At 64.6% G+C, this 12,250-nt stretch carries 11 protein-coding genes; 1 reads left to right on the top strand and 10 read right to left on the bottom strand.

From position 1 onward, the window contains the following. Positions 1-10: 10 nt before the first annotated feature. The 6 genes from rpmG to topA form a co-directional block, all read right to left on the bottom strand. Complete coding sequence (gene rpmG / locus GR138_RS16330) at positions 11-178, bottom strand: 50S ribosomal protein L33 (protein WP_069059092.1); 168 nt, start codon at positions 176-178, stop codon at positions 11-13. A gap of 94 nt (positions 179-272) precedes the next feature. Then, positions 273-1,457 carry an MFS transporter gene (locus GR138_RS16325; protein ID WP_160860326.1) on the bottom strand — a complete coding sequence of 395 codons (1,185 nt, stop codon included), beginning with the start codon at positions 1,455-1,457 and terminating at the stop codon, positions 273-275. A 13-nt stretch (positions 1,458-1,470) separates the two neighbouring features. Further along, complete coding sequence (locus GR138_RS16320) at positions 1,471-2,133, bottom strand: NUDIX hydrolase (protein ID WP_160860325.1); 663 nt, start codon at positions 2,131-2,133, stop codon at positions 1,471-1,473. Further along, positions 2,130-2,606: a DUF983 domain-containing protein gene (locus tag GR138_RS16315; RefSeq protein ID WP_160860324.1), complete on the bottom strand. Its 477-nt coding sequence runs from the start codon at positions 2,604-2,606 to the stop codon at positions 2,130-2,132. The genes GR138_RS16320 and GR138_RS16315 overlap by 4 nt, the downstream gene beginning before the upstream one ends. A 91-nt stretch (positions 2,607-2,697) precedes the next feature. Further along, complete coding sequence (rnr, locus tag GR138_RS16310; RefSeq protein WP_160860323.1) at positions 2,698-5,049, bottom strand: ribonuclease R; 2,352 nt, start codon at positions 5,047-5,049, stop codon at positions 2,698-2,700. Positions 5,050-5,053: 4 nt separating this feature from the next. Continuing rightward, the gene (gene topA / locus GR138_RS16305) at positions 5,054-7,705 is read right to left on the bottom strand and encodes a type I DNA topoisomerase (protein ID WP_160860322.1); all 2,652 of its coding nucleotides are present in this window, start codon (positions 7,703-7,705) and stop codon (positions 5,054-5,056) included. Positions 7,706-7,962: 257 nt separating this feature from the next. Here topA and GR138_RS16300 point away from each other — a divergent pair, with 257 nt between their 5' ends. After that, positions 7,963-8,217 (top strand): hypothetical protein, encoded by a 255-nt coding sequence (locus GR138_RS16300; RefSeq protein ID WP_160860321.1) that lies wholly within the window; start codon positions 7,963-7,965, stop codon positions 8,215-8,217. On the opposite strand, the gene dprA is transcribed toward GR138_RS16300, so the two are convergent. The 4 genes from dprA to GR138_RS16280 form a co-directional block, all read right to left on the bottom strand. Continuing rightward, positions 8,149-9,300, bottom strand: coding sequence for a DNA-processing protein DprA (dprA, locus tag GR138_RS16295; RefSeq protein ID WP_160860320.1), 1,152 nt, complete (start codon positions 9,298-9,300; stop codon positions 8,149-8,151). The genes GR138_RS16300 and dprA overlap by 69 nt on opposite strands. Positions 9,301-9,302: 2 nt before the next feature. Beyond that, positions 9,303-9,908, bottom strand: a complete 606-nt coding sequence (gene plsY, locus GR138_RS16290) for a glycerol-3-phosphate 1-O-acyltransferase PlsY (protein ID WP_338091114.1) — start codon at positions 9,906-9,908, stop codon at positions 9,303-9,305. A gap of 89 nt (positions 9,909-9,997) precedes the next feature. Then, positions 9,998-11,290, bottom strand: coding sequence for a dihydroorotase (locus tag GR138_RS16285; protein ID WP_160860318.1), 1,293 nt, complete (start codon positions 11,288-11,290; stop codon positions 9,998-10,000). Beyond that, positions 11,287-12,228 (bottom strand): aspartate carbamoyltransferase catalytic subunit, encoded by a 942-nt coding sequence (locus GR138_RS16280; RefSeq protein WP_160860317.1) that lies wholly within the window; start codon positions 12,226-12,228, stop codon positions 11,287-11,289. The genes GR138_RS16285 and GR138_RS16280 overlap by 4 nt, the downstream gene beginning before the upstream one ends. Between the last annotated feature and the right edge of the window lie 22 nt (positions 12,229-12,250).

Raw genomic sequence — 12,250 nt, 5'->3', positions numbered from 1 at the left:
GTCCCCAAGATTACTTGATCTTGGTTTCCTTGAACTCGACGTGCTTGCGGACGACCGGGTCGTACTTCGTCTTGGTCATCTTGTCGGTCATCGTACGGCTGTTCTTCGTGGTAACGTAGAAGAAACCAGTGTCGGCCGTCGACAGCAGCTTGATCTTGATGGTGGTAGCCTTGGCCATGGTCGTCCTGCCTTTACAAAAAAACGAAGCCGCGGACAGCCAGTCTGCTCTGCGGCTTAAATCTGGGCGGAAACTACAAATCGCGCCCGAAAAGTCAACCCCGTTTCGGTCGGAAAACGATCCGACCCAGCGAAAGAGCGAGGTAAAAGCCGAAGAAGGCGGCAATAACCCAGGCAAAACCGTCATTGCCGGAGACGTCCATCGCCGCGCCGATCGCCTGCGGGCCGACGACCGTGCCAACCGCGTAACAGAAGATGAAGGCGGCGTTTGCGGCGGCAAGGTCCGCGCCGACGAGTCGCGAGCCGAGATGGCTGAGCCCCACGGTGTAGAGGCCGGCGACGCAGCCGCCCCATACCAGGAGCACCATGGCCATCAACAGCCAGTTCTGTGAGACAAGCGGCAGCGACAGTGCGCCGACAAGGCCGATAACCGCCATGATCGTCAGCAGGCTGCGGCGATCCTTCATGCGATCGGAAAGCATGCCCAGCGGGATTTGGAACGCCATATTGCCGATCCCCATGATGGTGAGCAGCAACGCCGCCTGCGGCTCCGTGAAGCCCGCGCGAATGCCGTAGATCGGAAAGAGCGAGAGCCCGCCCACTTCCACCGCGCCGAAGATGAACACGGCCGCGGTCGCCGTCGGCACGAGAAGCACGTAGCGCATGAAATGCAGTTCCGGCTTCTCGTCGATGACCGGGCTTTCCCCACGGGCGATGTAGATCGGGATCGCGGCAAGCAGGATGATGCCGGCGCCGGCGGCAAAGGGCAACACGCCGTCGCTGCCGAGAAGCGAGAAGAGCAGGGGCCCCATGGCGAAACCGAGCGACAGCACGGTCGCGTAGATGCCGAGCACTAGCCCGCGCCGCCGCGGCGGGGCGGCGGCATTGATCCAGAATTCGGACAGGATGAACAGCGTGGTGATCGCGCCGTGGAAGACCAGGCGCAGCGGGAACCACAGCCAGAAGTTTTCGATGTAGTAGAAGCCGAGGCCACTGATGGCGGAGAGCAGGATCGCCAGCAGCATCGTCGTCGACGTGCCCCAGGCGTGCGCAAGCCGGGTGGTGAAGGGCGCCGCGGCCATGGCGGCAATGCCGGCCATGGCGGAGTTGATGCCGATGAGCGTCGAGGAAATGCCGCGCTTTTCCATGATGATGGAGAGCAGCGGAAGTCCGAGGCCGATGGCGATGCCGACTGCGGAGATGGCGGCGATAGCAGCAATAAGGGATCGCCAGTGAATGTGCTCCACCGGGCCGGAGGTGCCGGATTGCGGCTGCGTCATATGCGATCGATCCTCAAAGAAGGTCCCGCAGGAAGCGTCCACGCTGGTTGCGATACAACGGCGCGGCTCTTCCGAAGGGTAGAGACTTGTCTTCCTGAATGCTTTTTTGAAGCTCTTCAAGGATCAATACGGTTATGTCGGGCATCTCGATGCCCTTATGATCAAAAATATCGACCCAGCGCAGGTCTTCGAGTTCGTGGCTCGCCGTGGCGCCGGCCGGGTCGACATCGGCCTCGTCGGTGAAGAGCGTGAAGAATCGCGTATCGAACCGCCGCACCATGCCCGTCGGCGTGATGGCGCGGGCAAGGAACCGCAGGTTCGAGAGGTCCGGCCGGAACGGCAGCGCGCCCTCGGGCCGTTCACCAAGCTGCGCGCCGACCGCGATGCCGGCTTCTTCGTAGAGTTCGCGCAGTGCTGCAACACCAAGTGCGCGTAGCCGTGAATTCGAACATCGCGTGCCGACGCGCAGGGCGAGCCGCTCATTGGCAAGCGGGTTCAGCGGGTTCGAAACGGCAACGAGGCGGTCGCCCGCATCGCGACGGCCGCCGGGGAAGACATAGACGTCCGGCATGAAGGCATGTTTGCTGCTGCGCCGGCCGACGAGCACGCGAACATGCCCGCCCGACCGGTCGAGAAGCAGGATGGAGGCTGCGTCGACGGGCCGGACAGCCGTCATGCGGTTCGGTCGCCGTAGGCGGGCACGACGTCCGCATCCGCATCGACGGGCTTGTCGTTGAAGCCGTGCATTTTCATCGCCCATTGCAGGCCGATGACGCCGCCTTTCACCGGCTGCATCATCAGGATCGACATGATGAGTGCGATGGGCGTCCAGATTGCGAGGTGCTGCCAGGTGGTGAGCGACCACACGAGGTCCGTCGCCATGTAGCCACCGACCACGATGTGGCCGACGATGGTGATGACGAGATAGGGCGGCAGGTCGTCGGCGCGCTGGTGCGTATAGTCCTGGCCGCAGGCGGCACAGCTTTCGACCGGCTTGAGGAACGCGCGGAAGAGGCGGCCGGTGCCGCAGGCCGGGCAGCTGTTCAGCATGCCGCGCTTGATGGCGCGGCCGAGCGGGCGTTCAGCGGGCGTGGCCGTTGCCGTGTCACCAAAATGCAGCGTACTGCCGCTGGTCTCGTTCGCCTGCATGATCAAGTCCTTCCTGCCGGCGGTCTCTGCCGGCCATCTGTATCGACGCAATTCCGAACGCATAACCGCTGCGCACTTTTGCCGGAACTGCTCAACGTCTCCCGCGGGGAGGGCGGGTCCCCGGCTGGCGCCGTGGTTCGCTGCCCTTGCGCCGGCCCGACTTGTGGAAGGAGCGCACGGCCGTCGGCATCTTGCGTCCCTCGCTCAACATGTCGAACCGGAGCGAACCGGCGAGCGGCACCGCTTCCGCGAGCCTCACGCGCACCGTATCCCCGAGGCGGTAGCCCAGTCCGGTTTTTTCACCCGACAGCGCCTGATGGGCCTCGTCATAGATAAAGTAATCGCGTCCCAGCATAGATATAGGCACGAACCCGTCGGCGCCATACTCCGGCAGGGTGACAAATAGTCCCGCCTTGGTGACGCCGGAAACCCGGCCGTCGAATTCTTCGCCGACGCGGCCGGCGAGGTGATGGGCGATCAGTCGATCGACCGTGTCGCGCTCGGCCGCCATGGCGCGGCGCTCGAAGGTCGAGATTTCGGCGGCGATGTCGTCGAGCACCGCTTCCTCGTCCGGCGTGATGCCGCCTTCGCCGAACCCGAGCGAGCCCACCAGCGCCCGATGCACGATCAGGTCCGCATAGCGGCGGATCGGCGAGGTGAAATGGGCATACTTCATCAGGTTCAGGCCGAAATGGCCGATATTTTCCGGGCTGTAGATCGCCTGGCTCTGCGAGCGCAGCACCATCTCGTTGACCATCTGCTGGAACGGCTTGTCGACCGCTTTGGCAAGCACGCCGTTGAAATGGTTGGAGCGCATGCTGCCGCCCTTGACGAGCGAAATGTCGAGCGTCTGAAGGAACTCGCGCAACGTCTCCTGCTTGGCGAGCGACGGCGCATCGTGCACGCGGTAGATCAGGACCTGCTTCTTCTTCTCCAGCGTCTCGGCGGCAGCGACGTTCGCCTGGATCATCATCTCTTCGATGAGCTTGTGCGCATCGAGCCGCGGCGGCACGAAGACCCGATCGACGGTGCCGTCGTCTTTCAGCAGGATCTTGCGCTCGGGCATGTCGAGTTCGAGCGGTTGCCGGCGGTTCCGGCCGACCGTCATGATGCGATAGGCCTCCCACAGCGGCTTCAGGATCGTTTCGAGGATCGGTCCGGTCTTGTCGTCCGGCGCGCCGTCGATCGCCGCCTGCGCCTGCTGGTAGGAAAGCTTGGCCGCACTCTTCATCATGATGCGGTGGAAGGTGTGGGTCGCCTTGCGGCCCTCGTGGGAGAAGACCATGCGCACGGCAAGGGCCGGGCGGTCGACGCCTTCCTTCAGCGAGCAGAGGTCGTTGGAGATGCGCTCCGGCAGCATGGGCACGACGCGGTCGGGGAAATAGACTGAATTGCCGCGCTTCAGCGCCTCGCGGTCGAGCGCCGATTTCGGGCGCACATAATAGCTGACGTCGGCAATGGCGACGGTGACGATGACGCCGCCCGGATTGTCCGGCGACGGGTCCGGCTCGGCATGGACCGCGTCGTCATGGTCCTTGGCGTCGGCCGGGTCGATGGTTATGAGGGGCAGGCTGCGCCAGTCCTCGCGGTGCGACATGGTCGCAGGACCGGCCGTCTCCGCCTCGCGGATGACGGCATCGGGGAAGATGTGCGGGATGCCGTGGGCGTGGATGGCGATCATCGAGATCGCCTTTTCCGAGGCGACCGAGCCGATCACGCTCTTGATCTGCGCGCGCGGCAGGCCGAAACGGCCCATGCGCACGACGTCGATCTCCACCAGGTCGCCGTCCTTGGCGCCGGCCGTGAACTCGGTATCGACGTCCATTTCCTCGCCGCGACGGTCGATCGGCATGATGCGCCCGCCGCCGCCCGCCAGGACGCGGAACACGCCCATGCCGGAATTCTTCTTCTTGTCGAGAACCTTGATGATCCGCGCCGTATAGGCCGGACCGCCACGCTCCTTCGCCGGAAAGATCTTGGCGAGTACACGATCGCCGAGGCCGCCAACCGGCGCCTTGTTCTTGCGCGCACCGCCCGACTGGCGGATCAGCACGGCGGGTGCGACACCCGCATCGTCCAGCCATTCCGCCGGGCGACCGATCAACTCGCCGTCCACATCGCGCGTGGTGATGTCGAGCACGACGACGGGGGGCAGGGCGCCGGGCCGCACGAGCGATTTGCGGCGCTTTTCCAGCAGCCCGTCTTCCTCGAAGGATTTGAGCAGTGCCTTTAGCTCCACCCGCGCCTCGCCCTTCAGCCCGAAGGCCTTGGCGATCTCGCGCTTCGACGCCTGTTCCGGATGATCCGCGATGAAGCGCAGCAGCACGTCACGCGGCGGGATGGCGCCGTGGATGATCGGGATCGTGTCTGTCGGCGGCACGTCACGGCCCGCGCGGCCAGGCCGCTTGGATTGTCCTGCCCGGCTGCGTGGGTCCCTGGTCATGTCGTCAGGCCTTCTTTGCCTTGGATGCGGTCTTGGGCTTCGCCGCCGCCTTTGCCTTCGGCTTGGCGGCCTTGGCACCGTCGGACTTCGCCTTCGTGGTCTTGGCGGCCTTGGCCTTGCCCTTGGCTGGCGTCTTGCCGGCCTTGTCGGCGATCAGCACGAGCGCCTCTTCCATCGTGACACTGTCGGCCGCCTTGCCCTTCGGCAGGGTGGCATTGACCTTGCCCCAGTTCACATAGGGACCGTACTTGCCGTCCCGCACGGTGATGGGGCCGCCATCCGGATGATCGCCCAGCGTCTTCAGCGCCGCCGGTGTGCCGCGCGAACGCCCGCCCGGACCCTTCGACGCCTTGTCGGCGATGACGGTCACGGCGCGGTTGAGGCCGATCGAGAACACGTCCTCGACGGTCTCCAGGTTGGCATAACCACCGTCGTGCAGCAGGAACGGGCCATAGCGGCCGAGGCCGGCGGAAATCATCTTGCCGCTCTCCGGATGCTGGCCGATATCGCGCGGCAGCGAGAGCAGGGCGAGCGCCTTCTCGTGGTCTATGCTCGCCGGCGTCCACCCCTTGGGCAGGCTCGAACGCTTGGCTTCCTTGCCATCGCCACGCTGCACGTAAGGCCCGAAACGGCCGGAGCGCAGCGTGATCTCTTCGCCGGTATGCGGGTCCTTGCCGAGACTCTGCGGTTCGTTGGAGGCGCTCGCCTCCGCATCCGAACCGTTATCGGCGGACAGCTGGCGGGTGAAGTTGCAGTCCGGATAGTTCGAGCAGCCGACGAATGCGCCGAACTTGCCGAGTTTCAGCGAGAGTTTTCCCGTGCCGCAGACCTGGCAGATGCGCGGATCGCTGCCGTCCTCGCGCTTCGGGAAGACGAGCGGGGCCAGTTCCTCGTTGAGCGCGTCGAGCACGTTGGTGACGCGCAGTTCCTTGGTGTCCTCGATCTGGGCGAAGAAGTCCTTCCAGAAGTCGCGGAGAACCTGCTTCCAGTCGAGTTCGCCGGCTGAGATCTTGTCGAGCTTTTCCTCGAGATCGGCCGTGAAGTCATATTCGACATAACGGGTGAAGAAGCTTTCCAGGAAGGCGGTGACCAGGCGGCCCTTGGTTTCCGGGATCAGCTTGCGCTTGTCGATGAGGATATATTCGCGGTCGCGCAGCGTGGCGAGCGTCGCGGCATAGGTCGACGGCCGGCCGATGCCGAGCTCTTCCATCTTCTTGATCAGCGTCGCTTCGGAGTAGCGCGGCGGCGGTTCGGTGAAGTGCTGGGTGGCGTTCACCTTCTGCTTGGCGACCGTCTCCTGGGCGTTGATCTCCGGCAAGCGGCCGTCCTCGTCACCGTCGTCCGACTGCTCGCCGTCTTCCTTCTGGTCGGTATAGGCGGCGATGAAGCCGTCGAAACGGATGACCGAGCCGGTGGCGCGCAGCCCGGCCTTGCGGCCGCCATTGTCGGCCTCGATCTCGACCGTCGTGCGCTCGATTTCGGCGGACGCCATCTGGCTGGCGATGCCGCGCTTCCAGATGAGGTCATAGAGCCGCAACTGGTCGGGGTCGAGGAAACGCTTCACCTGGTCGGGCGTGCGATCGAAGGAGGTCGGGCGGATCGCCTCGTGCGCTTCCTGGGCGTTCTTCGCCTTGGTGGAATAGAAGCGGGCCTTTTCCGGCACATAGCGCTCGCCGAACTGGCTGGCGACGGCGCGCCGGGCAGCATCGATGGCTTCCGGCGCCATCTGGACGCCGTCGGTACGCATATAGGTGATGAGACCGACCGTCTCGCCGCCGATGTCGATGCCTTCATAGAGCTTCTGCGCGACCTGCATGGTGCGCGACGCCGAGAAGCCGAGCTTGGACGATGCAGCCTGCTGCAGGGTGGAGGTCGTGAACGGCGGGCCCGGATTGCGCCGGGTCGGCTTGGCTTCGACGCTTTCGACGCGATAGGCGGCCCCGTCCAGCAGCGCCTTGAGAGTATTCGCCTCTTCGCCGTTGCCGATCGACCGCGCCTGCAGGCGCTTGCCTTCGGCGGACACGAGGCGGGCCTCGAACTCGTCGCCGCGCGGTGTCTTCAGCAGGGCGGAGAGGTTCCAGTACTCTTCCGATACGAAACGCTCGATCTCGGATTCCCGGTCACAGACCAGGCGAAGCGCCACCGATTGCACGCGGCCGGCCGAGCGTGCGCCCGGCAGCTTGCGCCAGAGCACCGGCGACAGATTGAAGCCGACCAGATAGTCGAGCGCGCGGCGGGCGAGATAGGCGTCGACCAGCGGCGTGTCGATGTCGCGCGGGTTGCGCATCGCGTCGAGCACGGCGGCCTTGGTGATGGCGTTGAAGACGACGCGCTTGACCGGCTTGTCGCCCAGCACCTTCTTCTTCTTGAGTACGTCGAGCACATGCCAGGAGATCGCTTCCCCTTCACGATCCGGGTCGGTCGCGAGGATGAGGCCGTCGGAGGCTTTCACCGCGTCGGCAATGTCCTTCATGCGCTTGGCCGAGGCACTGTCCACTTCCCAGGACATTTCGAAGTCCTCGTCCGGGCGCACGGAGCCGTCCTTGGCGGGCAGGTCGCGCACATGGCCGAAGGAGGCGAGCACGGTATAGCCAGGGCCAAGATACTTGTTGATCGTCTTGGCCTTCGCAGGCGATTCCACAACTACAACTGTCATCTTCATTTCTCTGGTATCGGGCACCGCACGCTTGGAAGTGCGGCGAAACGGGCGCATTGCGCCAAAAAGTCGTGCTTCGACATGAACAGTGAAAGCGTTCGGGTCAAGAGGTGGGACGGAAATTAGTAGGATACAACGCAATGCAACCAATAGTAGCTCATTCGGTTGTTGCAATTCTAAATATTCGTTGTATCGTCTTCTAGGTGTAGGAATTGCAACCTAATGGTGATTCTCCTCATGGACGCAACGGACAAGCCATGAACCAGAAACCAGCCCGAGCCCCCCTTCCGCCGCATACGGCAGAAGAAAACATCGCCTACATTCGCCAGATGCTGGGCGAACTGCGCACCGTCGCCAACAACGAAGGCGCCGACATGCTGCGCTACATGATCGAGATGGCCTATGTCGAAGCCGGAGACATCCTCGCCGGCTTGCGGCCGATGTCAATTCGCGGCCATCGAGACCCGGCCATCGGCATGCCGCTCAAGGCGGCCGGCAAGATCAAGTTCTAGAAGGACAAGGTAGACGGTCGATGCCCCGACGCCGGTATGCCGGATGATTTCGTCGATCTCGGCCGGCACCTGGCTCAAGGCCTCCGCAATGCGCTCCCGCTCGCCATCGCTCGGCGGAAGCCTCAAGCTAGGCGATCCATCATCCACAGGCTCACCGGCGCCCGGCTGCTGCGTGAAGAGATCCGGTTCCGAGAGCGGCCGCAGACCTTCCAGCACATCCTCCGGCGTGGTGATGATCGTCGCGCCGTCCTTGAGCAGGCCGTTCGTGCCCTCGCAGCGCGGATCGAGCGGCGAGCCGGGCACCGCAAACACCAGCCGGCCGAAGTCGGCCGCATTGCGCGCCGTGATCAGCGAGCCGGAGCGCACCGCCGCCTCCACCACGACGAGACCGAGCGACATGCCGGCAATCAGCCGGTTGCGGCGGGGAAAGTCTCGCGCGCGGGGCTCCCAGCCAAACGGCATTTCACTCACCGCAAGACCGGCGCCGGCCGTGAGTTCGTCGAGCAGTCCGATGTTTTCCGGCGGATAGGGTTTGTCGAGGCCGCCGGCCATGGCAGCGACGGTGCCGGTGTCGAGGCTTGCGCGGTGGGCGGCGGTATCGATGCCGCGGGCAAGGCCCGAGACGATCGTATAGCCCACACGGCCGATCTCCCGCGCCAGCATGCCGGCGAATTTCATGCCGGAGATCGAGGCGTTGCGCGCGCCGACAATGCCAACGGCCGGTGCCGTCGCGACCTTACGGTTGCCTTTGACCGCAAGTAGCGGCGGCGCACCGGCAATCTGGCGCAGCAGCGGCGGGTAATCCGGCTCACCGATCCCGACGAAGGTTGCCCCGTGCCGATCGGCAATCTCCAGCTCGCGTTCGACCTCGGCTTTGCTGGCCACGCGGATGGCGCGCGACGCGCCGCCGCGGCGCGAGAGTTCCGGCAGCATCTCCAGCGCCGTCTCGGCGCTGCCGAAATGATTGATAAGGTCGCGGAAGGTGACCGGCCCGACATTGTCGCTGCGGATCAGCCGCAGCCAGGCGATCCTCTGTCTTTCCGTCAGCGCAATTCCCCGTGCCCCTGCGCTGCGGTCGTCCATGGCTATCCCTTGCTGCCGATCTTGCTCTCGGTGCCGTTCATCAGCCGGCTGATATTGGCGCGGTGTTTCCACCAGGTGATGACGGTCAGGACGAGGAACAGCAGCGCCACCTTCTCGTGACCGAGAAACCACAATACAACCGGCGATACCGCAGTTGCAACCAGGGCCGAAAGCGAGGAATAGCGGGTCAGATAGGCGAGGCCGATCCACACTGCCGCAAACACGGCGAGCATGACGGGCGCGAGCCCGAGCAGCAGGCCGACATAGGTCGCAACACCCTTGCCACCCTTGAAGCCGAGCCAGACCGGGAAGAGGTGGCCCATGAAGGCCGCAAAGCCGGCGGCGATGCCCGCATCGAGGCCCCAGCGCGAGGCGATGGCGGCGGCGGCGGTACCCTTCAAGGCATCGAGCAGCAGGGTTGCCGCGGCAAGCTTCTTGTTGCCGGTACGCAACACGTTGGTCGCGCCAATGTTACCGGAGCCGATCTGGCGCACGTCGCCGAGCCCCGCCATACAGGTAAGGATCAGGCCGAAGGGGATGGAGCCGAGAAGATAGCCGAAGGCGAGGGCGGCAAGCGTCGGCACCGTGCCGAGCTGCCAGGTAAAGATATCGGACACGTGGTTCTCCCCCGAGATTTCATGGCAGCGGATGCCGGCAGGACCGATGCGGGGCGGCGTCCCTTCCGCCCCGGAATGTATCAGGCCAGCGAATGCACCCGTTCGCCGGCAACATAGGTGCTAACCGCGCGTCCCGTAAAGCGGGCATCTTCGAAGGGCGTGTTCTTCGAGCGTGAAACGAAGTGATCCTTGGTGGCAAGCCAGGGCTCGTCGGGATCGATGATGACGATATCGGCGCGCGCACCCGGTGCCAGCGTGCCGGCGTCGAGTCCGAAAATCTTTGCCGGACGTGTCGACATGGCATCGATCAGCCGCATCAGCGGCACTTCACCGCTGTGATGCAGCCGGAGGGCCGCGGCCAGCATGGTCTCAAGCCCGATCGCGCCATCCGCCGCATCAGCAAAAGGCAGGCGCTTGGTGTCGACATCCTGCGGGTCATGCGAGGAGACGATGATATCGATATCGCCCTTGGCAAGCGCATCGACCATCGCCTTGCGGTCGTCCTCGCCGCGCAGCGGCGGGGAAAGCTTGAAGAAGGTGCGATACTCGCCGATGTCGTTCTCGTTCAGCGTCAGGTGGTTGATCGAGATGCCGGAGGTGACGTTCGCGCCGCGCTCGCGGGCGCTCTTCACGGCCTCGGCCGATTCCGGCACCGAAATCTGCGCCGCATGGTATTTTCCGCGCGTCAGGCCGGCAATGCGCAGATCCCGTTCGAGCGGGATCAGTTCGGCCTCGCGCGGGCTGCCGGACAGTCCGAGCCAGCTGGCCAGCAGGCCCTCGTTCATCACGCCGCCGGCACCGAGATGTTTGTCGCGGGTCTCGAGCGCGATGACGCTGCCGAATTCGCGCGCATAGGTGAGCGCCCGGCGCAGCACCTGCGCATTGTGCATCGGGTTGCGGCCATTGGTGAAGGCGACGGCGCCGGCGGCCTGGAGCAGGCCGAACTCGGTCATCTCCTCGCCGTGCAGCCCCTTGGTGAGCGCCGCGGCCGGGTGGATGTTGACGATTGCCTTGTCGCGGGCGTTCTTCAGCACGAATTCGACCAGCGCGATATCGTCGATGACGGGATCGGTGTCCGGCATGGTGATGAAGGTCGTGACACCACCGGCGGCGGCGGCGCGGGAGGCGGATTCGATCGTCTCGCGGTGTTCGCCGCCGGGTTCGCCGACGAAGACACGCGCATCGACGAGGCCGGGAGCGGCGATCAGGCCGCGACCGTCGACGACGGCAGCACCTTCCGGCGCGCCCTGGTTCTGCGCACCACTGCCGATGGCGGCGATCCGGCCGTTCTCGATGACGATCGAGCCGTTTTCGTCGATGTTGCGCGACGGGTCGAGGATGCGAAGGTTCTTGAGGACGGTCGTGCGGGTCATGCGCGGGGTCCCTGGTTCTGCGAAAGGAGAAGCGTTTCCATCACGGCCATGCGGACGGCGACGCCCATCTCGACCTGCTGCTCGATGACGCTCTGCGGCCCGTCGGCGATGTCCGAGGCGATCTCGACGCCGCGGTTCATCGGACCCGGATGCATGACAAGTGCATCCTCCTTAGCGGCCTTCAGCTTTTCAGCATCGAGGCCGTAATAGTGGAAGTATTCGCGCACCGACGGCACGAAGGCGCCAGACATACGCTCGCGCTGCAGGCGCAGCATCATCACGACATCCGCATCCTTCAGGCCTTCCGCCATGGAATGATAGACTTCGCAGCCCATGTCGGCGATGCCCGAGGGCAAAAGCGTTGCCGGAGCGACGACGCGCACGCGCGCACCCATGGCGTTGAGCAGCAGGATGTTCGATCGCGCGACGCGCGAATGCAGCACGTCGCCGCAGATCGCCACGATGATGCGTGAAAGCTTGCCCTTGGCGCGGCGGATGGTCAGCGCGTCGAGAAGCGCCTGCGTCGGGTGCTCGTGCTGGCCATCACCGGCATTGACCACCGAACAGGAGACCTTTTGCGCCAGAAGGGCCGCCGCACCGGCGGAGGAGTGGCGCACCACCAGCACATCCGGATGCATGGCGTTCAGCGTCATCGCCGTGTCGATCAGCGTTTCGCCTTTTTTCACGGATGAATTGCTGACCGACATATTCATCACGTCGGCGCCCAGCCGCTTGCCGGCAAGCTCGAAGGAGGATTGCGTGCGGGTCGAAGCTTCGAAGAACAGATTGATCTGCGTCAGGCCGCGCAGCGTCGACGTTTTCTTTTCCCGCTGGCGGGAGATTTTCACCGCCTCGTCGGCGCGGTCGAGCAGAAGCGTGATGTCCTGCTCGGTCAGACCCTTGATGCCGAGAAGGTGGCGATGCGGAAAGAAGTCCATAAAACTCCGCCTCAACTGTCGT

The organism is Shinella kummerowiae (genome assembly GCF_009827055.1).
In the GTDB taxonomy this organism is placed as follows: domain Bacteria; phylum Pseudomonadota; class Alphaproteobacteria; order Rhizobiales; family Rhizobiaceae; genus Shinella; species Shinella kummerowiae.
The sequence above is the reverse complement of the archived record's forward strand: the minus strand, read 5'-3'. Positions and strand labels throughout refer to the sequence as shown.